The organism is Oscillatoria nigro-viridis PCC 7112 (genome assembly GCF_000317475.1).
Classification (GTDB): domain Bacteria; phylum Cyanobacteriota; class Cyanobacteriia; order Cyanobacteriales; family Microcoleaceae; genus Microcoleus; species Microcoleus nigroviridis.
On sequence record NC_019729.1, the window covers coordinates 2948216 to 2973423 of the forward strand.

Here is a 25208-nt window from a genome sequence, read left to right on the forward strand (position 1 = left end):
GAAGAAAGTAAAAAATTTTACCTGTTAATTTTTCCGCCGCGCTTCAAACCAAGAAAGCAACCGATCGCGGCAAACAGACTCCATAATACCGCCGAGCACCTCTAAGCGGTGACACGAAGGCGCGCTATCTGGAATATTAGCCGCAGTCCGAATCGTGCCAGTTTTCGGGTCATCTGCTCCGTATACCAGCAGACCAATCCGAGCTTGGACGATCGCACCAGCGCACATCGGGCAAGGTTCCAGCGTTACATAGAGCGTGCATTGGTTGAGATGCCAGTCTTGCAAAACTTTGCCGGCAGCCCGCAAAGCCAAGATTTCAGCGTGAGCAGTCGGATCGCAATCTCGCTCTCGCCGATTTTGCGCTTCAGCAATCAATTTGCCAGTACCGTCAACAATTACAGCACCCACGGGTACTTCACCGGCATCACCGGCTGCTTGTGCCAGTTCCACAGCCCTAGTCATCCAGCGTTTGTGAATAAAATAAGTAGTATCACTAATAGACAACGGCTCAGTTTTAGAATTCACGTCATACCTACGTAACAGAAAAACTTAAGATCGAGAAAGAAAGTTACTTTAGAGCTTAATAGAAAGTCATTTTTAATTATGGACACCACCACGATTACCGCTGAAATTGTTGAGCTGTTGTGCCGCATTAGCCGGCAAAAGCTGCGCGAACAAGATATCACTCCTTTGGTAGTGTTTCTGACGGCTCTGATTTCCATCCTGCGCGGAGTGATGATTATTGACAGGACGATCGCAGTTGAAGAAGAAGAACGGCTGCAAAAGACTCTCAAAGCCTTTGCCAGCGGCGACCGCGATCGGGTAGAACTAATTCAGCGCCTTGTCAAAGGAGTATCCAAACAGCAGGTTTACTTCAACCCCACGGAATTGCTAACCCTGACAGCTTTGTTCTCCGAATCAGAAAAACTGTTGCTCATCGGTTCTGGCTACGAAATGTCAGCGGCAGACGGACACATCGACCTGCGGGAGCAAATGTACCTACAGTCGATCGCAAATCGGCTCGGCCTCGACTCCAGACACATTGCAGTCATAGACACTTTATTTACTAAAGAAGGAACCCTCGACTCTGAAGCTTTTGCCGAAGTTCAAGCTTTACTCGATCCCAGCGAATTCGAGTCCCGCGATCCGGTATTTGGCAAAGCAGCAAAGCACTTGCTGAGTATTTTACTCCGCAAATAATCCAGCGCATATAAATTTTGGGGCAGTAAAAGTAGTCAAAGGACTTCGAGGATTTGATCGAAAGCATCCAAGATACAAGCCCCCGGATTCATCCGTCCAGAAATAAAAAACCTGTATCCGATAAAGGAGCCCCCGACTCGATCCGTGGGGTCAATGCTTCAATTCTAAAATCTCAAATCAAAAATCTCAAATCGATTGACCCTGTTTCCATTTGACATGGGACTGGGGCGCTCTTACCCTCAAAAACCGGGTTGTTTAACCCCTACCAAGAGCGCTGCACGGCCTATGTCGATCGAAAACCTGGTTTCTGCCTAAGTCCCGGTTTATTTTTTTTGCAAGAGTCGATCGACCCTTGTATCCCATTGAACCGAATCAATCTAAAATCTAAAAGCGACTTGTCGCTGCCTTGATAGACCCAGCTTGGTGTCAAATCTCAAATTGATTGATTATGCAAATTGAATGGCAAACCGCCAAAACCTACGAAGACATTCTCTATCACAAAAGCGGCGGGACCGCCAAAATTACCATCAATCGACCTCACAAACGGAACGCTTTCCGTCCCAAAACCGTGCTGGAACTGTGCGATGCCTTTACTGATGCCCGCGAAGACACAAAAATCGGCGTTGTCCTGTTCACCGGTGCGGGGCCTCATACAGACGGCAAATACGCCTTTTGCGCCGGCGGCGACCAAAGCGTGCGGGGTTCGGCGGGATATGTAGACGAAGGTGGCATACCCCGGTTGAACGTGCTCGACTTGCAGAAGTTGATTCGATCGATGCCCAAAGTTGTAATTGCTTTAGTTGCAGGCTACGCAATTGGAGGGGGTCACGTTCTGCACTTAATTTGCGACTTGACGATCGCTGCTGACAATGCTATTTTCGGACAGACCGGCCCCAAAGTCGGCAGTTTCGACGGTGGTTTCGGAGCTAGCTATCTCGCCAGAGTCGTCGGCCAGAAAAAAGCCAGAGAAATTTGGTTTTTGTGTCGGCAGTACAGCGCGCAGCAAGCCCTAGAAATGGGTTTAGTCAACTGCGTCGTGCCCGTCGAACAACTAGAAATAGAAGGGATTCAGTGGGCTGCTGAAATTCTCGAAAAAAGTCCGATCGCGATTCGCTGTTTGAAATCTGCTTTTAATGCCGACTGCGACGGTCAAGCCGGTTTGCAAGAACTGGCGGGGAATGCCACTTTGCTGTACTATATGACCCAGGAAGGCGCCGAAGGCAAACAAGCCTTTTTGGAAAAACGGCAACCTGATTTTAGTCAATATCCTTGGCTGCCATAGCTGGATGGAAAAATCAGTTTTTTTATGCGCTCATATTAAAGTAGATGCTGCTAATTTTTATGAGTTAGTAAAGCCAAATGCACCCGATCGTCCAAAAGTGTCAGTATTGATACCAGTTCCCAAAAAGAATGAAACTGCTGTGTCATATCCAAACCATGATAATGATCGGTGATTCCCCAATCTAAAATCGAAAATCGAAAATGGTATGACCTATCCTGCTGCCGACTAGCTAAACCGAGACTGCTGCTGCCGATTTTTCGGTTAACGTTGTGCCTGTAAGCTGGCAGGAATTGCGCTCGGAAAGATTGACGGTGGCATCCTGCAGCGTCAGAGTCGGTTCTTGCCACAGTCCAATTTCTTCTATGTTTTCCCAAGATGACTTAAAAGGCGAAACCGCCAAAGCACAAGCTTTCCAGTGACTTTGAACCGGCCCGCCTAGTAAAGCGCAAACACCCCCGCGTCTGCCCTCAGGGGTATAGTGACGGCAGTGACCACAAGCTGAAGTTAAAGGGGCAGTTAATGAGGTTTGCATAAAAGTTCTTAGGGAAATCATTTTCATCTCTAATTCTCCTTTGTAGAGCTAGCAGGTTTTAGAGCATCCCAACCTTTATGCTGTCTGGGTTGTAGCGATCCCCGGAGCATAATTAAATTTTATAATTTATTTATAATCTCGTTATATATAGAAACAATTGGCTCGGTGCTTGCTCATTGTATAGGTAAAAACACAGGTTAAAAGTTTATAAAGCCGTTAGGGATCAAGAAAAAGTACAAATGCCCAACCAGTATGAGAGCTTACAAATAAGCAGTAGCTTAGGATACAAAAAGTGGCTGAGAGTGTTGGTAAGCAGCCTCTAGGAAACACCAGCAATTAAGTTGGCAAATGAAAATGAAAAATACCTGCTGGCGATCGACAGCAGGCGATCGGGTCCCTGTTGGATTGACGCCAAAAGTAGCTAATCATAAAATAGGCAAGTTTTCAAGCTTCTTGTTTATATCTACCTAAATTTTGGGGTGAGAGCCTCGCCCATCAGCGGGGACTTTAATGATTTCTAAGAAATCCTTAGACGATTAGTAGACTTGCTGTATACTAAGTCAAGGAGGTGAAGCAAGTGTTTAATTTGACGTTTGAATTTAAGTTGAAGCCCACAGCGACACAAATAGCAGTTTTTGAAGATTGGCTAGAACAGTGCCGCAAGGTGTACAACTATGCCCTAAGAGAACGCAAAGACTGGTACAACTCACGCAAATGTCCGATCGACTCTTGCTCCATTAGCTCCGAGTATATTATTCCTGCTGAGGTACCTAGACCGACATATTCAAGTCAGTGCAAGGCTTTAACGGCATACAGGAAGACCAGCCCCGCATTGCAGCGAGTCAACGCTCAGGTGTTGCAACAAACGCTGCGGAGATTGGAAAAAGCTTTCGTCAGTATGTGGGAGCAAAATCACGGGTTTCCTCGGTTCAAAAAACAGGGGGCTTTGAGGTCTTTGAGTTTCCCACAGTTGGGTACAACTTTCCATCAAGGCAACCGCTTTAAATTGCCTGTAATTGGCTCGATAAAATTTTGTCAGTCGCGTCCCATCCCCCAGGGCGCAATCATCAAACAAGCTCGCGTCGTTAGACGGTCTAGTGGCTGGTATATAATGTTGACTTTGCAATGGGATGTCTCAATTCCCTATATCATTCCTCACGGCAATCCCGTAGGAATTGATGTAGGGTTGACTAATTTGATTGCAACTTCTAACGGGCTTTTAATTAAAAGAACGAGGTTTTTAGCTGACGCCGAACGCAAGCTTAAATTGCTGCAACAGCGCGTTACTAGAAAAAAAATCGGGTCAAATAATTGGAAAAAGGCTCAGAAAAAAGTCGCTTTGCTGCACGAACACGTGGCAAACTGCCGAAAAGATTGGCATCGCAAGTTGTCACATCAAATCTGTGATGACGCGGGTATGGTGTTTGTCGAAGACCTTAATCTGGTCGGACTGAAAGCGGGGATGTTAGGTAAGCACTGCTTAGATGCTGGGTTTGGGCAATTCTTCAACATATTGGAGCAAACTTGCTTTAAGCGCGGTGTGTATTTCCAGAAAGTAGATCCTAAAAAGACTAGCCAAATCTGTCCCAATTGCCTTAACGAAACAGGCAAAAAAGAGTTATCAGAACTCACTCACTCGTGTCACAATTGCGGCTATACAACCGACAAAGATGTCGCAGCCGCACAAGTAGTTCTCAAGCGAGGACTTGCAGCCGTAGGGCATACGGTCAAGATGCTTGCCGAGGGTAAATTCATTGGAATCCCTGCGAAGCAAGAATCCCCACGCCTTTAGGCCCGGGAGTGTCAAAATCAACACATTAAAATTAATTCAGAGGCGGTAGGAGTTTTGCTAATGAGTAAGCGTTCTTCGGTGGAATCCCCAAATCATCAATCCTCTTCAACCCCAATCAAGCCTGCTTTGCAAGCAGTCCTGGGGAGTCTAGATGTAAACCTAGAAGCAGAACTGACAACATACAGAAGGCACAGGCGGCGCGCCGAACAGTGGGTGTCGCCCTCAGTTCGTACCGGCAAGCAAACAGCCACAACCGAGCAACAGCTAGCCCAAAATTTGGCGCCGGAGACTGCGGAGGAAACCCAGCAGCCGCTATCGCTGCCCCTATCCCTTGCCGGCACTCAGGGCGATGCCCCCCTAGCAACTACCAAGGGCGGCACAAAATTATCTAGCAGTACCTTCGCACCCAACAAATATCTCGAATCAAGCGAAAAACTGATCGAAAGTTTGGACGAGTCAAAAGCTGAGCCTACGGTAGAACGCAGTTTAGCCGCCAGTTTGTTAACTCCCTTGGGACTGAGTTCGATGCTGCTGTTTTTGCTGTCATGCACAGCTTTGGGCTACGCAGTCATGTACCCGTCAAATCTAGTTAAGATGGCCGGCCTGAACCGTTTGCTCGATCGCAATGCACCCTCTTCAAGCGACAGTCCCGCCTCTACTGCCATCTCAGATACCAGCACCAAGGAACTGCCGAAAGCTCCCAATCTGGTATCCAAGGAATTTGTCGAGCTAGATTTGAGCACTCTCAGCAATGTCAAGCCGACAGCCAGCCCGATTCCTTCCCCGTCACCAAAAGCCTCAATCCCGCCAACTCCGCCAGCGCCTCCGGGCCCCAGCGGGGCTGTGCCAATTCCTACAGAAGACGGCAACCCGGCCAGAGGCAGGGAACAAGGACTCAACAATCTGAGTACGGCTTTGCTTCCTACTCCCAGCCCTAGCGCCGCCCAGCCAGTGCCGACACTGCCGACACTGCCTCCAACACCCTCCCCAGCCCAGCCTGCCGCCACATCCCCGGCGACAGCATCCCCAGCCGCCGCATCCCCAGCCGCCGCATCCCCACTGGGAAGGCCTGCACGGGCGGCAGACGGTTTCTATTACGTTGTCACCGATTACACCGACGAAAAATCGCTGCAGCAAGCCAGAAGAGCAGTTCCGGATGCCTACGTGCGGAACTTCTCAAAGGGTGTCAAGATCCAAATGGGGGCTTTGAACGATCCTGCCTCAGCAGAACGTTTGGTGAAAGAACTCCAAGAAAAAGGGGTGAAGCCACAATACTATCAGCCATAAATTAGGTAAAGGGTGAAAAACTTTAACTAAATTGTTAGACAAAGCTAGACAATGAGGAATGTTTTGTCTAACACAAAATTGGTTTTGTAATTGTCAATTCCTAGTCCTAAATCTAAAATTTAATAAAATCGGGAGACGGGCAAAATGGGATTATTCGATCGCCTATGGCGAGTGATTCGAGCAAATATTAACAGTTTGGTCGGGGCTGCAGAAGACCCCGAAAAAATTCTGGAACAGGCTGTAATGGATATGCAGGAAGATTTAGTGCAGCTCAGACAAGCTGTGGCAGGAGCGATTGCAGCTCAAAAACGCACTGAACGCCAGTGCTCCCAAGCTGAGTCTACAGCAGCAGAATGGCATCAGCGGGCGCAGCTAGCTTTGCAAAAAGGCGAGGAAAATTTGGCGCGGGAAGCTCTGACGCGCAAGAAATCTTATCAAGAAACGGCAACGGCGATGAAAGCCAGTCTCGCACAACAGAACGCTGTTGTGACTAAACTTAAAGAAAATATGCGGACTCTCGAAAGTAAAATTTCCGAGGCAAAATCTAAAAAAGATATGTACATTGCCCGAGCTCGATCGGCCGCATCGTCGGAAAGACTTCAAGAAATGATGGGCAATCTCAGTACCGGCAGTGCTTTGAGCGCGTTTGAACGGATGGAAGAGAAAGTCATGCAGCTAGAAGCTCGCTCCGAAGCAATCGCAGAACTCGGAACTAATGATTTAGAAAAGAAGTTTCTCTCTCTCGAAGGTGCCGACGATGTGGATACCGAGTTGGCGGCGATGAAAGCACAAATGCTTCCGGGCAACAATACACCCAAATTGCCGTCGGGCGAGCCGCCCGCATCCTGAACCCCAAGCAGCAGAACAATAGTCGGGACGAGCAAAAACTTCTCAACAGCCTAGCTAGAGATGGCTCGAAGCCTGTTGGGGAATTCCCGGATCGACGTTAAACTCAATAGATAGGTGCATGAATAAGCTTGCCTGCATCGCATTACTCGATCGCTTTAAACTGGATTTATCTGTCTGCAAAAATTGCCAAAAACTAAATCGCACTAAAAATCTGACAAGAGTGAATTTCACAACTGCGGGCTAGGGCTATCAAGCCTGCTTTCCGCCTACTTCGTACACCTCACCCAGGAAAAATAGCATTATGGGATTATTTGACCGCATTAGCCGAGTCGTCAAAGCCAATCTTAACGATCTGGTCAATAAAGCTGAAGACCCGGAAAAGATTTTAGAACAGTCCGTTACGGATATGCAGGAAGACTTGGTGCAGTTGCGTCAGGCCGTTGCCAGCGCGATCGCCACTCAAAAGCGCACCCAGACTCAGTACAATCAAGCTGAATCTCAATCTAACCAGTGGCAGCAGCGCGCTCAGCTAGCCCTGCAAAAAGGAGACGAGACTTTGGCCAGGGAAGCGCTGGTTCGCAAAAAGTCTCACGCTGAAACGGCGGCTACGCTGAAAGCCAGTCTGGATCAGCAATCGGCTCAGGTGGAAAGTCTCAAGCGCAACTTGATCGGTTTGGAGAGCAAAATTTCTGAAGCTAAGACTAAGAAGGATATGCTCAAAGCGAGGATATCGGCTGCTAAGGCTCAGGAACAGCTCAACAATACCATTGGCACCTTGAATACTGGCAGTTCAATGGCGGCTTTCGATCGCATGGAAGAAAAAGTTTTGCAGATTGAAGCTCGCGCGGGGGCTTCGGCAGAATTGGCAGCCGGCAGCAGCAATTTAGAGGAACAGTTCCGCTTGCTCGAAAGCGGTGGTGATGTTGACGACGAGTTGGCTCAGATGAAAGCTCAACTGACCGGGGGTTCTGTGTCTCAAGGTCAATTGCCGGCTGCGGGTAAAACGGCAGCAGCTAGTAGCTCGGAGTCGAGCCCGGTGATTGACGCTGAGTTGGAAGAATTGCGATCGCAGCTCAATAAAATGTAGTAATCTCTATCAAAATTTACCTATTTCTCAGATCGCAGGTTTGATAGAATGCTCCGCCGACCTACAGGGCTAGCTTGGGAGGTCGGAGTTTTTTTGGTAATTTTTGACTACACAAAACAGAAGTGCTGTCAACTATCTTTATATTGACTTAAGAAATTAACTCTTTAAAAAGTGATAAAGTAATTTTATTTCTTGCAAGAAGTCTAGCTTGGGAGGTAAGAGTTTTTGAGCAATTTGTCATTACACAAAACAGGAGTGCTGTCAACTATCTTTATATTGATTTAAGAAATTAACTCTTTAAAAAGTGATAAAGTAATTTTATTCCTTGCAATTGCGTCGGTCGCGCCCGATCGTAAGTGTAAATAACTATCAAATATTGCTAACCTGTCATGCCCGTGCAATTTTCTAGAGGCTTTTGTAAAATCAAGTTTTTCAAGGCATTAGCACTTGGTTTTTCAATTGCAGCTATTTGTCCCGCACTGCTATCAGCTCTAAGTGTTAACGAGTCGATGGTTGCTACCGACTCAGGGGTGCAAGCGCCCATTTTACAGGATAATTTACTGTCTCAATTAAAACTAAATCAAGAAACAGCAGACGACCGCGATCGGCTTCGTGATTTATACTCGGGTTCAGAATTAGATAGAGGCAGTAAAGAGCAAGAAAATAGCATCCCGGAGTTCGATCGATCGACCCAAAGTGAGCCTGCAGAAACTCTCCCTCAATTGCCGAACCGAGGAGAAAATAGACACGAATTTCCGATTCCTAACCCGCGGCTGCCAAATCCGGCTCCTCTCCCATAACCCGCAACACCAAAGCCCTTGCCTTCAGGCGAACCGCTTTTGCCACCTGCTGTTCCCCCACTGGCACAGCCTGCAGAATTGCTAAGATTCCGGGTACGATAAAAGTCGATCGATGGGAAGTAGTTGGCAGTTGATTTACCGCGAGCCGATCGTGCAAAATCCCAGAAAACAAATCGCGATCGGTATCGGTACCTGCAGGCGAGAAGTGGAATTGGCTGGGGCAGAGCTTTTGCCGATCGAACCATTCGGTATAGGGGGATCGGACACATTGCGGGGCTACCGTCAGGAGGCTTTGCTGGCGGATAGCCGGATTTTTGATTCAGCCGAGTTGCGGTATCCGATGCAAGCGCACCCGCGACAACCAAGGAGTTTTGCAGGTGACGGCGTTTGTGGATTTTGGCAATGTTTGGAATCCCAGGGAAAGCGCGGTTTTGGAAGCAAATACTTTGCTGTCAGCGGGATTGCGGCTGGGGTGACTGTACGGCGAAAGGTGGAATGCTCGCGGAGGCGGGGGAATTCCTTTGATTGGTATTAAGTCGAGCAACAGGAGTTTACAAGAGCGCGGGCTGTATTTTTCTGTATAATTCAAACCTTTTTAGGAAAGCAGTCGTTTTGCGCTTGGCGGAACTGAGCAATTCCGCTATATAGTAATAAGTATCATTTGGCACTCCTCTGTAGCTGCCAAGAGTGCATTTTACTGATAATCTTTAAATTAAACTATGTCTAAGGTTCGGTTGCTGCTTTTAAGTTCTTTTGCTTCCGGTTTTGGGCTTTGCTCAATCATTTTGGCGATGTTTACGATGACTTCCAGGCTGTCATTTACGTCTTTTTTTACATTTGTCTTAACTTTAGTGTTTTTTGGAATTAATCTGCTTTTTGCTTTGCATTATTATACATCTATTACCAAGCAATTGAGTATTAAGAGTAAAAGAAAAGCTCGAATTTAAGTAGGTCGGCATAAAACAAACAAAGTAAGTAAAGAAATGTTAAGAGCGAGAACGGGAACTAAATTTAAAGCGATTAGTTGTATAATTTCCTCGTTCTCCTCTAGCTTCAATTCCATCAATTACTGCGTAGGCAATATCTAGTTCGTCTTCAAACATTTTTCCTACCAGTTCATGATTTTTAAGTTGTTGCCATTCCCGTTCAATTTTGTTCATTTCTGAGCAGTATTCTGGTAAAATTGACACTCTCCTGGCTAAAGCCGAGGAGATTCTTGATTCGCAGAATCGACTTGCCGATGCAGAATTACTTCAACATCGGTAGCGGTCAATTCTCCACAAGCGTTCGGATCTAAGATCCAAGTTCCGACGTGCCCCGCCGTACTCAATCCCCGACTTAGGATATTTTTAGCTGCGTTCCAGTCACGATCTAATACGCATCCACACCGACAAGCGTGGGTTCGCGTTGAGAGACTTTTCTTAACAATTGTTCCGCAACTAGAGCATTCTTGACTTGTTCCGTTAGCTGGTACGGCAATCGTAATTCTTCCGAATACTTTGCCAAAATATTCCAGCCAAATTCGGAACATATACCAAGAAGCGTCGTTAATCGATTTTGCCAGACAGTGATTCTTCACCATATTTTTAATCCTCAAATCTTCGTAGACTACACAGTCGTTAGACTGGATGACGCATCTTGCCAACTTCACGGCAAAATCTTTACGCTGTCTGCTTATTTTGAGGTGGCGCTTCCCTAGAATCGCTCTAGCTTTTTTTCTGTTTTGCGAACCCTTGACTCGTTTTGAAACTCGTTTTTGGGCTTTCTTCAACCTGCGTTCTCCCTTGCGGAGGAAACGCGGGTTATCAACTGCAACGCCATTTGAGTCAGTGTAAAACTCTTTAAGTCCTACATCTAACCCGATGGTGTTACCCGTGATTTCAATCTTTTCAGAACGGTCAACTTGAATGCAAAACTGGACATAATATCCGTCTGCTCGCCTTACCAAGCGTACTCGTTTGATTTGACTGCGCTGGTAGAAATGCAAGTCGCGGGTTCCTTTTAATTTAAGTTTGCCGATTCCTTTTTTATCGGTAAAAGTGATTGATTTCCGGTCGTCTGCCAGACGCCAGCCCGTAGTTTTGTACTCTACCGAGCGGTTGTCTTTCTGGAATTGCGGAAACCCTTTTTTTCCTGGGACTTTCTTTTTGCAGTTGTCGTAGAATCGTGAAATCGCCGACCACGCTCTTTCTGAACTCGATTGTCTGGCCATGCTGTTTAAGTCGTCGCAAAACGGGAATTCCTTCGCTAGAATGGCGCTGTATTTATTCAAGTCGTATTTGTTGACTTTTTCGTTTTCCATCCAAAAGCGCAATGCTTTGTTGCGGATGAACTGCACCGTTCTAATTGCTTCGTCTACAGCTTCAAATTGCTGCTTTTTACCGTATGCTTTCAACTCGAAAACTAGCATGACTTCGACCCTCATCACGATAGGTTTATGCTAGCAGCGTTGGCTTAACCCGGTTCTCATTGTTCACAAAGATTTACATAGTTGTAATTTACAGTACATACAATTCAGAAATCTCATGAAAAATACTGGGAGGCTAAAGCCTCCTTACCCCTTTCATCCCCGGACTGAAGTCGCGGGGTTTTCAGGGTGTTCTTTATAACGAAAAGCGTTTACCCTGTCATGACCAGGCAAGTCGTAGACGCTCTTTGAAAACTTCAATATTTACTGAACCTTTTGGCATATCGAAAATTTATCGTAAATTTATCGTAAAAGATGTCTGGAGTTGTCTGCTGCTGTCGTCCTAATTGAGAATGTCCAATATAACAGTTTTGATGGATAAACGACAAGACCCGCTCTGTGAACGGGTTTTCTTAATGGAGAATAGCGGGCTCGAACCGCTGACCCCTACAATGCCATTGTAGTGCTCTACCAACTGAGCTAATTCCCCTTTCTTTTCGCGCTCTCAATCATGCCTTACCTGACCAATATTTGTCAAGCGTTTTTACAAAATTAATTTTGAGCCTTGGACTGGCAAGGCTTTGGGCTTTTTGTCAAAAAACATCTCCTCGCTTCTGGATAATCGTCAATCCCTACTATGATTTAGTAAGTGTGTTGGGATATTTCGGTTAAATGGCTCAAACAAGACCCCATGAGGAAGTAGACGACTACCAGAGCTGCTGCTGAGACAGCAACTAGAGCACCAGCTAGCATTAGTGAAAATTCCCGTTGCGCGATCGCCTCCTGCATCAAGTGCAAAGACCAAGCAACGAGGGCAACGTCAATTATTAAAATAGAAATCAGCATAAGTTACGATTTGTAACAGCGTACCTATTGTAACAAAACTTTTGGCTGAGTGCCGCGCAGCTCAGACCTATTTAATTTTTGCCGTAAAACCCGGAGGCAGCAGTGGAAAGCGCCTCAACAAAAATGATAGCTTTGCTTAATAATTACGATATGCAAAGTAAATGAGAGCTAGGTCAGCGTTATTAGGTGGCGTTTTTGATTTGGAAGCCAGCGATTCCCTGCGGGATAGCTGCGCTTCACACGCTTTTTTGAGGGGGTAGGGTGCGTTAGCGAAGCCCGCCCCTACGGGGGCTACGCCAACGAAGAGGATCGACCTTTGAGTATAACTGATTTGATAGCAGAAGGTCTGAGCGGCTGTTGCACTTGGATGCTGTAAAATTAACTTGATTAATCTGCTTTTAAAAGATGACAAATCGCTCTACTCGCGCCCTTTTTCACAGCAAAACACTCAACACTGCTTTGCGTGCTTTTAGCTTTCCGCAAGATATGGAAGTGCGCCGCCAAAAATTGGGAACGTGGATTGCTGCACTTAAAACTGGTACGTTAGACGAAGTTAAAGAAGTTTCGCTGCACGGCAGTTTTATTAATGATATCTTTCAGGATGTTTTGGGATATTGCTCGGTAATTCAAGGTGCGGGGAAAGCTTGGGAAATTAACGCGGAACAAACGATATCTGATGGGGGCGGTTCTGCTGACGGGGCGATCGGCTTTTTTACTGCTGCTGGCAATCCTAAAGGCAAAGCCGTGTCCCTGCAAGGAAAAGTGATTGCTCCGATCGAACTCAAGGGGGCGAAAAATGATTTAGACCGTCCCGCATCCGGGCGATCGGAGTCAGCAGTTGACCAAGGTTGGCGCTACGCTAATTATACACCAGATTGTCGCTGGATTATTGTCTCGAATTATCGAGAGTTGCGACTTTATCATACCAATAAAACTCCCGCTTATTGCGAACAATTTTTTCTGACTGACTTGGCGGATATTGCAGCTTTTAAGCGGTTTTACTTTCTGCTGTGTCGCCGCAATTTTTTGCCTAAAAACCAAGCTCAAACAGGTTCTGTTATTGACAGACTGTTAAAAGACTCTGACGAAGCTCAAGAGGAAATCACTAATAAATTATATCAAGAGTACAAAGCAATTCGACTTGCTCTCGTCAAGCATTTTCGCTTTTCTGGGCCGCAGGATATCCCCAACCGCGATCGCGTACTCATCGAAAAAGCTCAAAAAACTTTAGACCGCGTTTTATTCATTGCTTTTTGTGAAGATAAAGGGTTGCTGCCGCGAAACACGATCGGCAACGCTCACGACCACAAAGACCAATACAATCCTAGATTAATTTGGGAAAATTATCAATCTGTATTTCGCTGGGTAGATGTAGGAAATGATGACCCTCCTGTACCGGGATACAACGGCGGTTTATTTAAATTCGATCCGGTTTTAGACGCACAATTGACTGTGCCAAATCCCTTATGCAGTCTGCTTAAAAATTTGACGCGATTTGATTTTGATACCGAAGTTTCCGTCGATATTTTGGGGCATATTTTCGAGCAGTCTGTTACAGATTTGGAAGAATTAAATGCTGAAACGACCGGGCAGGAATACAATCAGAAAAAAGGCAAGCGGAAAACTCAAGGTGTGTTTTACACGCCTGCTTATATTACTCAATATATTGTCGAGGTTTCTCTCGGCGGCTATTTGCAGCGGCGAGAGCAAGAATTGCGCGATTTATTCCTAATTGGCGAAGTTGCTGAAGATTCGGTTCAGCCCCCAAAGAAAACTGCAATTAAGTTTTGGAAAGCGTATCGAGACGAGGTGCTGCAAAAAACGCGCGTCATCGATCCGGCGTGCGGTTCGGGTGCTTTTTTGATTGCGGCTTTTGATTATTTGATGCAGCAGTACGAAAGAGTCGATCGCGAATTGAATGCTTTGGGGTATAAGCCAAAAAACGGCAACTCTCTGGAATTTGACAGAAGCATTTTAAGTAACAACCTGTACGGCGTAGATTTGCTGCCGGAATCGGCGGAAATTACTAAACTTTCCCTGTGGTTGAAGACGGCGGAACCTGGTAAAACCCTGACGTATTTGGATGATAATATTAAAGCGGGAAACTCGATAGTCGCTGACAGTAATGTAGCAGATACAGCGTTTGATTGGCAAGCTGAATTTCCCCAGATTTTTGCTGATGGCGGTTTTGATGTTGTCATTGGCAATCCGCCTTACGTGCGGCAGGAGTTGCTATCTCCAATTAAACCATACTTGCAAGCAAATTATGAATCATATAACGGCGTAGCAGACCTTTATACTTACTTTTATGAACTCGGGTTAAACATTCTCAAACCGAAGGGTGTGCTTTCGTATATTGTCACAAATAAATGGCTGAGGTCTGGATACGGCGAACCTCTACGCAAGTTATTTGCCAGTCAAGGTTTACTAGAGCAAATTATTGATTTCGGACACGCGCCAATTTTTGAAGACGCTGATACTTTTCCCTGTATTGTCGCAGTCAGAAAACCTAACGCTTCTCTATGTATCTCTGAAACTGAAAGCGAGATTGACCCCGGTAAATCTGAACCTAATTCGCCTGTGATTGTTTGTCCGGTTCCGCGCGAGGAACTTGCGAATATCAACCTTACACAATACGTTCAACAACACGGCTATCAAATTTCGCGATCGCGCTTCAATGCGAATGCTTGGAGTCTGGAACCTCCGGCTGTTGATGAGCTGATGCAGAAAATAAAACAAGTGGGAGTTCCGCTAAAAGATTTTGCAGGCGTTAAGCCTTTATATGGCATAAAAACAGGGTTTAACGAAGCTTTTTTGATTGATGAAGCTACTAAAAATAGTCTGGTTCAAGCAGACCCTAAATCCGCTGAAATTATCAGACCTTATTTGCGAGGTCAAGATATTAAACGCTGGAGTCCAGAGTGGGCGAATCGTAACTGCTCACCGCAACTGCGTTGCAGTATCGCAAATGGAGCCACAAATGGTGATGGAAAAATTTGCGCGTTTTGTAGAAACGGGAAATTTCCCAAGCTCAAAATGCAGGCTGCCACTGAAAATAGCTACCGTCACAAGCCCACAATTAAGTTCAACTGAACTGTAAACCCGGAGGACTACGACCTGCTAAACAAAGTAACTGATAAAGTTGCGCGATCGCTTCATGTCCTTGCAACCGAACTGTTTCGAGAAAGCTGAACATTTGAGCCACCAGTTGAGCGCCCCAATCGCTGCGCGCCCCGCCAGTTACTTTCCGATGTACAACTACTGGACGTAAAGCTCTTTCGGCATCATTGTTATCAGGTTTCACTTGTGGATAATCTAAAAAGGTGAACCACTCTGTCCAATGACGTTGCATTCGGTTGGTTAATCGTTGGGCATCGGCAGGCCATCCCGTAACTGGTGGATTGTGCAAAACTGCTTGCAGTTGAGCTTCAATTACCGAACGATTGCCAGCGAGTTGAAGGCAACTCAATTTCCCAGCATGATAGTCCCTGTGCAAAGTTCTGGCAGTGGTTAAAATCTCACCCACGCCTTGGGCAAACAAACGATTAGCTTCAAATCGACTGAGCTTGAGTGCTTCTAAATCTCGTTCCAGATGTGTTAAACATTTCTGTTTCGCCGCTGCTGATTGTCGGTTGTAAGCACTGAAACAATCGCTGCTGAGAATGCCTTCAAAGTTTTGTCCCAATAACTGCTGAAGTTCGGCACTACTCCGAGTCGGAGCTAATAATAGTACACAAACTCGATCGCTGGTGGCTACCCACAACCAATACTTGATGCCATCAATACAGTAAGTTGTTTCATCTACGCAGCGCACTCCCGGCTGTTGCACGTAGGTGAGCCATTGTTGATAAATTGGCTGCAAACTTTGCTGAAAGTAGCGCTGCATTTTGGCTAAACTTCCTTGAGAGATGGGTACTCCTAAGACGTGTTCCACAAAATATTCTTGTTTTCTCCAGGGTAAGTTACCACCATATCCCAGCCAACCCACCACGCTACATAACCTGCTACCATAGCTAAACCCTTCGATGACGGAGGGTGGTAGTTGAGAGTATCCCGACCAGCCACAATCAACACACTGACATAATGGGCGACGGTATTCTCTGATTTCTACTGGTTGCTCTACCAATTCGGCTACTTGTTGCACTTTGGTTGGTGTTGTTGTGATCGCCTCAACTCCTGCCTGACAAACTGGACATCGCTCGGGTTGTAACTCAATGATGTGGTCGGGTTCGCCAAATCCATTTCGTGTCTTGCCCGGATGGTCGTATTTTGGACCGCGTTTTTTTCCTTTTTTTCGCTTGCTTTTGTCGCTAGGTTTTTTAATTTGGTCGGCTGATGGAGGGATAGAACTGTTTGATGAGGAGCGGTTTTTCAGCTTGGATAATGCTTCTTTTAACTGTTCGATTTCCTGTTGTTGTTCTTCGATAAGCTGCTGTTTTTCTGCCAGTTTTCGCTGTTGCTGTTTGAGTTGCTGTTGTTGCTTGAGCAGCCATTCTCCTAATGACAGCATTGTCTGTGCCATCTGCTCTACTGCGATGGCTATCTCTGGTGGTTCGCTGGTCAGTGCTGGTGTTTTAAGCATGAAAGCTACTATACTCTATTTTCGTCGGCTTTGGCTCAACCCCTTACTACACTTGCAACAGATGCAACAGAGGCCAGCTCGATTGCCATCATTAGCAATACCGCAACGCAGTTGCGGTGAGCAGTTACGGCGAATCTTTGGGTTATTTTGCTGAAATCTAGCAGCGATAGTTTATGGCCGTGGAGTAACGCAAACGATCTAGCAGAGGAGGTATTTGCACAAACATTTCCATCGGTATATAAGTATATGAAGCCGATGCAAGAAAAACTGTCTAAGCGTTCCGACAAAGGGCGTTACTGGTGGGAACTCCGTAGCTGTGCTTACTACAGGACTTTTGAACAGCCCAAAATTGTTTATCAGGTTATTCAAACTTTGCCACAATACGCATGGGATAATTCTAGTACACTTGGGCGTGAATAGAGCTACCATTTATATGTAGATGTAGAAGGTAGAACAGATCGATGCCCAGACTAGCCCCAAAGCCATTGCAATTGGCAGAGCCAGAACGAGAGCAACTGTGGCAGATTGTCAACCGTCATCGGACTCCCCAGCAAATTGCCTTAAGAGCCAGGATTATTCTGTTAGCAGACGAAGGATACAATCATCGAGAAATCGCTCGTGCCCTCAACATCAGTCGAGAGATGGCTTCGTTGTGGCGGCATCGTTGGTTAGAGTTGAGTGTCAAAAATCTGGAAGTGGTGCAGCGATTAGCCGATGCCGAGAGACTCGGAGGTCCAATGACCTTCAGCTTAGAACAGATTCTTCAATTATTTGCGCTCGCTTGTGAGAAACCGGAAATATCTGGGCGACCGCTGAGTCATTGGAGTGCACGAGAGCTAGCAGATGAAGCGGTCAAACAAGGCATAGTCACCAGCATCTCCCCTCGTCATGTTGGGAGATTGATGGCAGAAGCCGATTTAAAACCGCACCAGTCACAATACTGGTTGAATCCCCCCCGACCCACAGTTTGATGAAAAAATCAAAGACATCTGTGAGGTCTACCTGAGTGCAATAGAGCGTGCCGAGCGGGGAGAGCGGACGATTTCGATGGATGAGATGACAGGAATTCAAGCCATCGAGCGCAAGTCTGCCGACCGTGGGATGCGTCCCGGCAAACGGGAGCGGCGAGAATTTGAGTATATTCGCCACGGCACCCAAACATTAATCGCGAGTTTTGATGTTGCTCAAGGTCAGGTGGTCGCTGCGACCATTGGCGATACCCGAACTGAGTTGGACTATCTGAGCCACGTCGAACACCTGATGGCTAGTGACCCTGATGCTGTCAAATGGCATCTGGTGATGGATTGTTTGAACACTCATCAATCGGAATCCTTGGTTCGGTTTGTGGCAAAATTTGAAGGGCTGGAGGTTCCTCTCGGGGTGAAAGGGGTATCGGGTATTCTTAAATCGATGCCAACTCGATCCGATTTCTTGCGTGACCCCACTCATAAAATCGTGTTTCACTTCACCCCCAAGCATTGTTCTTGGCTCAATCAGATTGAGATTTGGTTCAGTATTTTGGTTCGTAAGTTACTCAGGCGAGCCAATTTCCTTAGTAAAGCTCAACTCAAAACCCGTCTCCTTGAATTCATCGATTACTTCAATTGCACAATGGCTAAACCCTTCAAATGGACTTATTCGGGCAAAGCATTGAAGAAATAATCAATGGTAGGTTAACTCCCGCCTACGTCTACTAGTGCTTATGGAAATGACAAAACCTTCATTCTTGCTAACAGCGATTTATGTCTGCTAGGTTGGCTCAATTCACCGCTAATTTGGTGGTACAGCCATCGAGTTTTTACTCAAATGCTGTCAGGGGCGATTAGCCCAATGGGATATTTATTTGAAACTTTACCGATCGCACCACCCACTGACTCAATTCGTGCCGAAGTCGAATTAATTGTCAGCCGTTTAATTGAAATCGCCAAAACTAATCAAGAAACTCACCGAGATGTCTTGCAATGGCTGGAAATGACTTATTTAATTGATAAACTCGGACAAAAACTCGAAGATTTTTCTGCCCTTTCCTTTGCAGAATTCGTAGCAGAAATCAGAAAGCGAATGCCGAAAACTAAATCCTCCGATCCTCTCGGTGTTGCTGGACTAAAAGCAGTCCGCGAAACTTATAATGAATATGCACCGGCCATTCAATCTCGCAAAGCTGAGGCGTTGAGACTCGAACACCGTTTATCTGACTTAGTTAATCAAGCTTACGGATTGACACCAGAAGAAATAGATTTGATGTGGAAAACAGCACCTCCGCGAATGCCGATCGCCCGACAAATTTGATAGAATATTAGATCGGTGTTTGTCTTCGTCGGGAATGTTGGGATAACAATTTTTGCCGACAAATTATGCAATTTGTGCGGGATTTAAAGGTTAATTCTTGACCTTTGAGGTGATTTTTAATCTCCTGTCGTCTTGCTCCCCCCTTGCTAAGGGGGGTAAAACACCTAATGCTCTCAGCGATTTAATCCCCTGTTATCCCATCTTGCTCCCCCCCTTAGCAAGGGGGGTAAAACACCTAATGCTCTCAGCGATTTAATCCCCTGTTATCCCATCTTGCTCCCCCCCTTAGCAAGGGGGGGCTGGGGGGGGTAAAACACCTAATGTTCTCAGCGATTTAATCCCATCTACAATCACATCTAGAACCCCATCCAAATTATGATAAACATTATCATTTGTAAACCTCAAAAAATTAATTCTTGCTGATTCAATAAATTCTTGCCTTTTCGCATCATATTCTACAGCACCTTCTTGAAAATGACTATCACCGTCAACTTCTAGTGCTAATTTGATTTCCGGCGAGTAGAAATCGATCACAAATTCTGCTACGCTGTACTGTCTGCGAAATTTACAATTCTCAAGCTGTCTGTTTTTGATTTTCTCCCAGAGACGTTTTTCAGCTTTTGTCATTTCTCTGCGAAGCCGCTGTCGCTTGAGTTTTTCTGAGGTTTTGTTGTAAAGTTTTGTCATTTTTTTTATTTGGGTTTTTTCGTTGCTTGCTTGGCTTTTTTTACCCCCGTTGCTAAGGAGGAGCAAGAGGGTTTTTTGAGGTTTTGTGAACTATCCGTGTAAGTCCGGTAGATTAAAAAAGGGGCAACTCGCGTCGCCCCTCATCTATTTAATCAACTGCAAAATTAAACTTCCACAGCAATCTTTTGTTCCGAAGCCTCGGGCGAATTAGCTTCACTCGGCGGCACAACTTGCCAGAACTTAGGCAAATATTCCGACCAATTTGCTAAAATCTTTTCAGCTTTCTTGCTGCCAGTTCGATCGCGCTGGGCCTCGATCAACTCCTTCAATTGCGCCTCCCCAGCCGCCGTACAAACCCGCTGCATCTTCACAATCTCCCCGTTGACGTGAGCCGGAAAACTCCCATCTTCATCGAGGAAATAAGCCAAGCCGCCAGTCATTCCAGCGCCGACATTCCGGCCGACTTTTCCTAACACGACGATCGCGCCGCCAGTCATGTACTCGCAGCAGTGATCGCCCGCACCTTCAATGACTGCTTTCGCCATCGAGTTTCGCACCGCAAACCGTTCGCCAGCTTTACCCGCAGCCAACAGAGTTCCGCCCGTCGCGCCGTACAAACAAGTGTTGCCGACGATCGCATTTTCTGAAGCATCGTAAGTCGCACCAGCCGGGGGTGCGATCGCGATTTCGCCGCCGTGCATCCCTTTACCAACGTAGTCATTGGCTTGGCCTGACAGTACCAGCGTCATCCCCGGCAAATTGAACGCGCCGAAGCTTTGGCCCGCGCTACCAGTGCAGTTGAGGGTAATGTGACCGCTAAAGCCCGTGTTGCCGTGTTGCTGCGCGATCGCACCTGCCAAACGCGCTCCCACAGTGCGATCGGTATTCACCAATTTTACACTCTTGCTAACAGTGCCGTGATTGGCGATCGCACTTTGAATCTCAGCATCCGCCAGCAAATCGTCATCCAAAACCGGGCCGTTGCTGTGGACGGGTTCGTGTACCAAGAAAGATCGATCGCTCTTAGTATCCGGTAACTTGGTCAAACAATCCAAATTAATCGCTTGGGTTTTAGTTAGTTTCACCCCATCGCGCATTTTCAGCAAATCCGCGCGGCCGATGATATCTGCGATCGACTTATAACCCAATTTCGCCAGCAAACTCCGCACTTCTTGTGCTACGAAATAGAAGAAATTAACAACGTGTTCCGGCGTTCCGGGGAACCGTTTCCGCAAGTGTTCTTGTTGAGTTGTTACCCCCACCGGACAACTATTCATGTGGCAAACGCGAGCCATAATGCAGCCTTCTGCAATCATTGCCACCGTGCCGAAACCGTACTCTTCGCCGCCCATCAAAGCGCCTACAATCACGTCCCAGCCCGTTTTAAAGCCACCGTCAACGCGCAGTAAAACCCGATCGCGCAATTTATTTTCCATCAGCACCCGGTGAACTTCTGTCAATCCGAGTTCCCACGGAGAACCTGCGTGCTTGATCGAACTCAGTGGAGACGCACCGGTGCCGCCGTCGTGGCCGGAAATTTGAATCACATCAGCATTTGCCTTGGCGACACCGGCGGCTACAGTCCCGATGCCGACTTCCGACACCAACTTCACCGAAACTCCTGCTTTCGGATTGATTTGGTGCAAGTCAAAAATCAACTGCGCCAAATCCTCGATCGAATAAATGTCGTGGTGAGGAGGAGGCGAAATCAGCGTCACACCCGGTTTCGACCGGCGCAAATAAGCAATGTACTCGCTCACTTTCGGCCCCGGCAATTGACCGCCTTCACCCGGTTTCGCACCTTGTGCGATTTTAATTTCGATTTGTTCGGCGTTCATCAGGTACTCGGGAGTCACCCCAAAGCGTCCCGAAGCTACCTGTTTGATGGATGAAGAAGCTGTATCGCCGTTCTGCAAACCTTTCAAGTGAGGTAGCGTTTGTGAGAAACCCGCCGCGCTCACATCGTTTAGCACTTTGTAGCGCACCGGGTCTTCGCCGCCTTCGCCGGAGTTGGATTTGCCGCCGATGCGGTTCATGGCGATGGCTAGCGTTTCGTGGGCTTCCGGGGACAAAGCGCCGAGGGACATACCGCCGGTGGCGAACCGCTTGACAATATCTGCTACAGATTCTACGTCTTCAACGGGAATGGGAGGACGATCGCTCTGGAAATCCAGCAAATCCCGCAAAGCAGTTACCGGGCGGTTTTCAAGCTGTTGCTTGTAAACCTCGTAGTGATCGTAAGCCGTTTCAGAATTTTTGACACCCATGGGTGTCATTTTTGGTTCGGCCCCATTGCCGTTACCGTTAGTTTGAGCCTTAAAAGTAGTCACGGCCTTGTGCAAAGCCTTGGCCATTTCCGGGCTGTTCATGTGATATTCGCCGCCCCGCCGGTACTGCACGAAGCCGTAATTTTCCAGCTTTTTGAGGTGCAATTCTGGGAAAGCCTGACTGTGGAAAGACATTACCTCGTTAGCCAGTTCCGCCACACTCAAACCGCCGATGCGGGAAACAGTGCCTTTGAAACCCAAATCGAGCAAATCAGCGCCAATGCCGATCGCCTCAAAGATTTGCCCTCCTTGATAGCTAGACAGCAGCGAAATCCCCATTTTCGACAAAATCTTCAGCAAGCCGTTTTCCACCGCTGTGCGGTATCTTGCTTGAGCCTGTGCCACGGTAATATTGGCAACTTTGCCGTGCTGCATCAAGTTTTGAGTCTTGGGGTCATACCACCAGGCGCGCACGCTTTCCAATGCCAAGTAAGGGCAAATAGCCACCGCCCCGTAACCCATCAAACAAGCGAAGTGGTGAGTGCTCCAACATTGGGCGGTATCCACAACCAGCGAAGTTTGCATCCGCAGCCCGACGCTAATTAAGTGGTGGTGAACCGCACCAACTGCCAGGAATGGCGGAATGTAAGTATATTCAGCACTCAATCCACCAGAAGATACATTGCCTTCTTTCTTCAAAAGTCGATCGCTCAAAATCAGAATCCTCGAACCCTCGCGCACCGCAGCAGCCGCCTCTTGACAAAGTTGCTCGACTGCGGTTTTCAGACCTCCTGGCCCGGCAGCAATTTTGTAAAGCGTTGACAATTCGGTTGCGGTGAAAGACTTTTGGTCTTTCAAGAAAGACAGTTCAGCGTCGTTGAGTACCGGGGAATCAATTTTTAGCAGCTTGGCATTTTCCGGCACTGCTTGCAGTAAATTGCCCCGCAGACCCACATTCATCGTCAGCGACATCACCATCCCCTCGCGCAGGGGGTCGATCGGCGGATTCGTCACTTGAGCGAACCGCTGTTTGAAATAGTTGTACAGCAACTGAGGCTTTTCTGACAGCACAGCCAAGGGAACGTCGTCGCCCATGCAGAAAGTCGGTTCTTTCCCAGAACTCGCCATCTCGACGATTACCATGTCCAAATCTTCTGCTGTGTAGCCGAAAGCAGTTTGGGTTGCCAACAGCGTTTGCGAGTCGAGGGTTGGTGTTTCGGCAAAAGGCTGCGGCTGCAAGATTTCGCGGTTTTGTTTCAGCCATTCGCCGTAGGGGTGCCGCTTAGCAATGCGCTGCTTGAGTTGCCAATTTTTGAGAATTTCGTTGGTTTGCAGGTCAACTGCAATCATTTGTCCTGGCCCCAAACGGCCTTTTTCGACAATATCTGCTTCGGGAATATCGACAACTCCGGCTTCGGAGGCCACAATTACCAAACCGTCTTTAGTAATGCAGTAGCGGGCCGGGCGCAAACCGTTGCGATCGAGCGTAGCACCTACTTGTTTCCCGTCGCTGAACACCAGCAGTGCCGGGCCGTCCCAAGGTTCTTGAATGCCGCTGTAATATTCGTAAAAATCGACAATTTCTGGATAGTCAGCCAAATCCGGCTGATTTTTGTAAGCTTCCGGCACCAGAATTGTCAGGGATTCTAGGGGGGTGCGGCCGGAGTGCACCAACAACTCCATCACGTTGTCCAAGTTTGCCGAATCGCTGCTTTCGGATTTGACAATTGGGTTGAAGGTGTCGATGTCGGCTTGACTCCAATTCGGGTGAGATAAATTGGCTTGCCGCGCCTTCATCCAGGTAATATTGCCCAACAGCGTGTTGATTTCCCCGTTGTGTCCCAGCAAGCGCATGGGCTGCGCTAAGTGCCAGCGGGGCATCGTGTTGGTGCTGAAGCGCCGGTGATAGACGGCAAAGGAGCTTTTATAAGCGGGATTTTTCAGGTCTTGGTAAAATTCTCCCAGTACGGCCGATCGCACCATGCCTTTATAGACGATCGTGCGGCAGGAGAAAGAGCAAGTATAAAAGTCTCGGCGGGTGAAGTTGGGGCGATTTGACACGGCGTGTCCGATCGTGCGGCGGGCCAGAAATAGCTTTCTGTCGAGTTCGTCTCCGGCTAGTTGCGGTGAACTGACAATTACTTGTTCGATTTGAGGTTGATTTTCTCGCGCTTGCTCGCCCAAAACCGACGGTACAATGGGAACTTTGCGCCATCCCAAAACATTGAAACCGCGATCGGTCAGAACTTCCTCAACCACGTGCCGCGCTACAGTCGCTTGACTTTCATCTTGAGACAGAAACAGCATTCCCACGCCGCAGTTTTCCCGCGCGGGAGGCACAATTCCCTGTTCGGCAAACCAAGCATCCAGCAATTCCCAAGGAATCGCGGTCATCAAACCCGCACCGTCGCCGGAATCCGAGTCGGCGCTGCAACCGCCGCGGTGTTCCAGACAAGTTAAAGCTGGCAGCGCTTTTTGAATAATTGAGTGGGTAGCTTCGCCGTTTTGGTTGGCAATAAACCCCACACCGCAGGCATCTCTTTCTTCTACTAACCAGCTTTGACCGGCATAGGGAGTTCCTCGCTGAGTCTGATGCACGTTTCTATTTGGATCGATCGTGTTACCCATGTTGATTGAATGTTATTTCCGTGATTGTGTGGTGGATGCGTTTTTATAGCTCGGAGAGAGAAGGCTGCCGAGCGGTGGGAGCCCAGTAAACTTTAAAACAGCATATTGGAAGCTGATTGGATAAAAATTTACGTCGATGCTGCCTGTACTTAGCACTAAAACCCTGTTTGCAGATTTTAAATTATCTCGCTCGCATCGCTTCGGAGATGTCTCCTAGAATACCCTGCTGTTAAAAAGCAGTGATTCTTGGGGAGATCGCCCCCCCTGCAACTAGATACATTGCAGGCGATCTAGTTTTTTGTGTGGGTTTTTCCTGAGTTCGGAAGGATAGCCTTGCGGACTCAGGTAGATAGTAACTTTAGCGTTATTTTGCTTGCTGCGCTGTTGAGTTGCTTTCGTCAGCGCCCGCAGACACAAAAGCCACCTGCCCGCTCAGTCGGTAGGTGCAATGTAGCAGCGCGGTTCACAACTGGTGAAACCTGTCTTATTGTGAAGTCAACTCTCAAGCCGCGAACATTAAGTTTATCAAAAAATCGATCGAATTTCACCCCTTACAGTCAGAGTTTCCGCCCAAGTCTTATAAGCGATCGTCCAGAACCGAGGCTAAGATGCCTGGTCGAAAAAGGTTGACAGTTGTGCATAACCCTAATTTGTGTTTTTTTACCCACAAACG

General features: G+C 47.3%; 22 protein-coding genes and 1 tRNA gene. 13 read left to right on the forward strand and 10 right to left on the reverse strand.

Features of this window, described 5'->3' with window-relative positions:
• Positions 1–24 precede the first annotated feature (24 nt).
• The gene (gene tadA / locus OSC7112_RS12510; protein WP_015176242.1) at positions 25–525 is read right to left on the reverse strand and encodes a tRNA adenosine(34) deaminase TadA; all 501 of its coding nucleotides are present in this window, start codon (positions 523–525) and stop codon (positions 25–27) included.
• A gap of 78 nt (positions 526–603) precedes the next feature.
• Between tadA and OSC7112_RS12515 the strand changes: the two genes are divergently transcribed.
• The gene (locus OSC7112_RS12515; RefSeq protein ID WP_015176243.1) at positions 604–1200 is read left to right on the forward strand and encodes a TerB family tellurite resistance protein; all 597 of its coding nucleotides are present in this window, start codon (positions 604–606) and stop codon (positions 1198–1200) included.
• A 448-nt stretch (positions 1201–1648) separates the two neighbouring features.
• On the forward strand, positions 1649–2482 hold the full coding sequence (gene menB / locus OSC7112_RS12520) for a 1,4-dihydroxy-2-naphthoyl-CoA synthase (protein WP_015176244.1): 834 nt from the start codon (positions 1649–1651) through the stop codon (positions 2480–2482).
• Positions 2483–2711: 229 nt separating this feature from the next.
• Here the strand turns inward: menB and OSC7112_RS12525 are convergent, their stop codons facing one another.
• The gene (locus OSC7112_RS12525; RefSeq protein WP_015176245.1) at positions 2712–3041 is read right to left on the reverse strand and encodes a hypothetical protein; all 330 of its coding nucleotides are present in this window, start codon (positions 3039–3041) and stop codon (positions 2712–2714) included.
• 550 nt (positions 3042–3591) lie between these two features.
• Here OSC7112_RS12525 and OSC7112_RS12530 point away from each other — a divergent pair.
• The 3 genes from OSC7112_RS12530 (at position 3592) to OSC7112_RS12540 (ending at position 6942) form a co-directional block, all read left to right on the forward strand.
• Positions 3592–4806, forward strand: a complete 1215-nt coding sequence (locus OSC7112_RS12530) for an RNA-guided endonuclease InsQ/TnpB family protein (RefSeq protein ID WP_015176246.1) — start codon at positions 3592–3594, stop codon at positions 4804–4806.
• A gap of 60 nt (positions 4807–4866) precedes the next feature.
• Complete coding sequence (locus tag OSC7112_RS12535) at positions 4867–6093, forward strand: SPOR domain-containing protein (RefSeq protein ID WP_015176247.1); 1227 nt, start codon at positions 4867–4869, stop codon at positions 6091–6093.
• A 144-nt stretch (positions 6094–6237) separates the two neighbouring features.
• On the forward strand, positions 6238–6942 hold the full coding sequence (locus OSC7112_RS12540) for a PspA/IM30 family protein (protein WP_015176248.1): 705 nt from the start codon (positions 6238–6240) through the stop codon (positions 6940–6942).
• A 54-nt stretch (positions 6943–6996) separates the two neighbouring features.
• Here OSC7112_RS12540 and OSC7112_RS39670 read toward each other — a convergent pair whose 3' ends face one another.
• Entirely contained in the window at positions 6997–7173 is a 177-nt protein-coding gene (locus tag OSC7112_RS39670) for a hypothetical protein (protein ID WP_190274389.1), read from the reverse strand.
• A 70-nt stretch (positions 7174–7243) separates the two neighbouring features.
• Between OSC7112_RS39670 and OSC7112_RS12545 the strand changes: the two genes are divergently transcribed.
• The 3 genes from OSC7112_RS12545 to OSC7112_RS12555 all read left to right on the forward strand — a co-directional run bounded on the left by OSC7112_RS12545 (position 7244) and on the right by OSC7112_RS12555 (position 9364).
• A complete protein-coding gene (locus OSC7112_RS12545; protein ID WP_015176249.1) occupies positions 7244–8029 on the forward strand; it encodes a PspA/IM30 family protein in 786 nt (261 codons plus the stop codon).
• Positions 8030–8418: 389 nt separating this feature from the next.
• Positions 8419–8829, forward strand: coding sequence for a hypothetical protein (locus OSC7112_RS12550; RefSeq protein ID WP_015176250.1), 411 nt, complete (start codon positions 8419–8421; stop codon positions 8827–8829).
• Positions 8830–8941: 112 nt separating this feature from the next.
• Entirely contained in the window at positions 8942–9364 is a 423-nt protein-coding gene (locus OSC7112_RS12555; RefSeq protein WP_041622503.1) for a hypothetical protein, read from the forward strand.
• 451 nt (positions 9365–9815) lie between these two features.
• Here OSC7112_RS12555 and OSC7112_RS39675 read toward each other — a convergent pair whose 3' ends face one another.
• The 4 genes from OSC7112_RS39675 to OSC7112_RS12580 form a co-directional block, all read right to left on the reverse strand.
• A complete protein-coding gene (locus OSC7112_RS39675) occupies positions 9816–9989 on the reverse strand; it encodes a hypothetical protein (protein WP_190274390.1) in 174 nt (57 codons plus the stop codon).
• A gap of 38 nt (positions 9990–10027) precedes the next feature.
• Positions 10028–11239, reverse strand: a complete 1212-nt coding sequence (locus OSC7112_RS12570) for an RNA-guided endonuclease InsQ/TnpB family protein (protein ID WP_015176251.1) — start codon at positions 11237–11239, stop codon at positions 10028–10030.
• Positions 11240–11653: 414 nt separating this feature from the next.
• Positions 11654–11726, reverse strand: a tRNA-Ala gene (locus tag OSC7112_RS12575).
• 152 nt (positions 11727–11878) lie between these two features.
• Positions 11879–12082 carry a hypothetical protein gene (locus OSC7112_RS12580; RefSeq protein ID WP_015176252.1) on the reverse strand — a complete coding sequence of 68 codons (204 nt, stop codon included), beginning with the start codon at positions 12080–12082 and terminating at the stop codon, positions 11879–11881.
• A 405-nt stretch (positions 12083–12487) separates the two neighbouring features.
• Between OSC7112_RS12580 and OSC7112_RS12585 the strand changes: the two genes are divergently transcribed.
• Positions 12488–15175 (forward strand): Eco57I restriction-modification methylase domain-containing protein, encoded by a 2688-nt coding sequence (locus OSC7112_RS12585; RefSeq protein ID WP_015176253.1) that lies wholly within the window; start codon positions 12488–12490, stop codon positions 15173–15175.
• On the opposite strand, the gene tnpC is transcribed toward OSC7112_RS12585, so the two are convergent.
• Positions 15168–16664, reverse strand: a complete 1497-nt coding sequence (gene tnpC / locus OSC7112_RS12590) for an IS66 family transposase (RefSeq protein ID WP_015176254.1) — start codon at positions 16662–16664, stop codon at positions 15168–15170. The two genes, OSC7112_RS12585 and tnpC, sit on opposite strands and share 8 nt — an antisense overlap.
• 246 nt (positions 16665–16910) lie before the next feature.
• Between tnpC and OSC7112_RS39680 the strand changes: the two genes are divergently transcribed.
• From OSC7112_RS39680 to OSC7112_RS12605, 4 genes are all read left to right on the forward strand, one after another.
• Positions 16911–17084: a hypothetical protein gene (locus tag OSC7112_RS39680; RefSeq protein WP_190274391.1), complete on the forward strand. Its 174-nt coding sequence runs from the start codon at positions 16911–16913 to the stop codon at positions 17082–17084.
• A gap of 41 nt (positions 17085–17125) precedes the next feature.
• Complete coding sequence (locus tag OSC7112_RS12595; protein ID WP_190274310.1) at positions 17126–17635, forward strand: helix-turn-helix domain-containing protein; 510 nt, start codon at positions 17126–17128, stop codon at positions 17633–17635.
• Between the two features lie 76 nt (positions 17636–17711).
• Positions 17712–18326, forward strand: a complete 615-nt coding sequence (locus OSC7112_RS12600) for a transposase (RefSeq protein ID WP_015211734.1) — start codon at positions 17712–17714, stop codon at positions 18324–18326.
• 168 nt (positions 18327–18494) lie between these two features.
• The gene (locus tag OSC7112_RS12605; protein ID WP_041622505.1) at positions 18495–18953 is read left to right on the forward strand and encodes a DUF8810 domain-containing protein; all 459 of its coding nucleotides are present in this window, start codon (positions 18495–18497) and stop codon (positions 18951–18953) included.
• Positions 18954–19238: 285 nt separating this feature from the next.
• On the opposite strand, the gene OSC7112_RS12610 is transcribed toward OSC7112_RS12605, so the two are convergent.
• Together OSC7112_RS12610 and OSC7112_RS12615 are read right to left on the reverse strand one after the other, a co-directional pair.
• A complete protein-coding gene (locus OSC7112_RS12610; protein ID WP_015176255.1) occupies positions 19239–19640 on the reverse strand; it encodes an endonuclease domain-containing protein in 402 nt (133 codons plus the stop codon).
• A 164-nt stretch (positions 19641–19804) separates the two neighbouring features.
• On the reverse strand, positions 19805–24535 hold the full coding sequence (locus tag OSC7112_RS12615; RefSeq protein WP_015176256.1) for a glutamate synthase-related protein: 4731 nt from the start codon (positions 24533–24535) through the stop codon (positions 19805–19807).
• Positions 24536–25208 lie beyond the last annotated feature (673 nt).

Bases quoted from the DNA above. Each gene is read 5' to 3' on its own strand.
- OSC7112_RS12515 (WP_015176243.1), top strand. From the start codon at position 604: ATGGACACCACCACGATTACCGCTGAAATTGTTGAGCTGTTGTGCCGC.
- menB (WP_015176244.1), top strand. From the start codon at position 1,649: ATGCAAATTGAATGGCAAACCGCCAAAACCTACGAAGACATTCTCTAT.
- OSC7112_RS12525 (WP_015176245.1), bottom strand. From the start codon at position 3,041: ATGAAAATGATTTCCCTAAGAACTTTTATGCAAACCTCATTAACTGCC.
- OSC7112_RS12535 (WP_015176247.1), top strand. From the start codon at position 4,867: ATGAGTAAGCGTTCTTCGGTGGAATCCCCAAATCATCAATCCTCTTCA.
- OSC7112_RS12540 (WP_015176248.1), top strand. From the start codon at position 6,238: ATGGGATTATTCGATCGCCTATGGCGAGTGATTCGAGCAAATATTAAC.
- OSC7112_RS12545 (WP_015176249.1), top strand. From the start codon at position 7,244: ATGGGATTATTTGACCGCATTAGCCGAGTCGTCAAAGCCAATCTTAAC.
- OSC7112_RS12550 (WP_015176250.1), top strand. From the start codon at position 8,419: ATGCCCGTGCAATTTTCTAGAGGCTTTTGTAAAATCAAGTTTTTCAAG.
- OSC7112_RS12555 (WP_041622503.1), top strand. From the start codon at position 8,942: ATGGGAAGTAGTTGGCAGTTGATTTACCGCGAGCCGATCGTGCAAAAT.
- OSC7112_RS39675 (WP_190274390.1), bottom strand. From the start codon at position 9,989: ATGAACAAAATTGAACGGGAATGGCAACAACTTAAAAATCATGAACTG.
- OSC7112_RS12570 (WP_015176251.1), bottom strand. From the start codon at position 11,239: ATGCTAGTTTTCGAGTTGAAAGCATACGGTAAAAAGCAGCAATTTGAA.
- OSC7112_RS12580 (WP_015176252.1), bottom strand. From the start codon at position 12,082: ATGCTGATTTCTATTTTAATAATTGACGTTGCCCTCGTTGCTTGGTCT.
- OSC7112_RS12585 (WP_015176253.1), top strand. From the start codon at position 12,488: ATGACAAATCGCTCTACTCGCGCCCTTTTTCACAGCAAAACACTCAAC.
- tnpC (WP_015176254.1), bottom strand. From the start codon at position 16,664: ATGCTTAAAACACCAGCACTGACCAGCGAACCACCAGAGATAGCCATC.
- OSC7112_RS39680 (WP_190274391.1), top strand. From the start codon at position 16,911: ATGAAGCCGATGCAAGAAAAACTGTCTAAGCGTTCCGACAAAGGGCGT.
- OSC7112_RS12595 (WP_190274310.1), top strand. From the start codon at position 17,126: ATGCCCAGACTAGCCCCAAAGCCATTGCAATTGGCAGAGCCAGAACGA.
- OSC7112_RS12600 (WP_015211734.1), top strand. From the start codon at position 17,712: ATGGATGAGATGACAGGAATTCAAGCCATCGAGCGCAAGTCTGCCGAC.
- OSC7112_RS12605 (WP_041622505.1), top strand. From the start codon at position 18,495: ATGGGATATTTATTTGAAACTTTACCGATCGCACCACCCACTGACTCA.
- OSC7112_RS12610 (WP_015176255.1), bottom strand. From the start codon at position 19,640: ATGACAAAACTTTACAACAAAACCTCAGAAAAACTCAAGCGACAGCGG.
- OSC7112_RS12615 (WP_015176256.1), bottom strand. From the start codon at position 24,535: ATGGGTAACACGATCGATCCAAATAGAAACGTGCATCAGACTCAGCGA.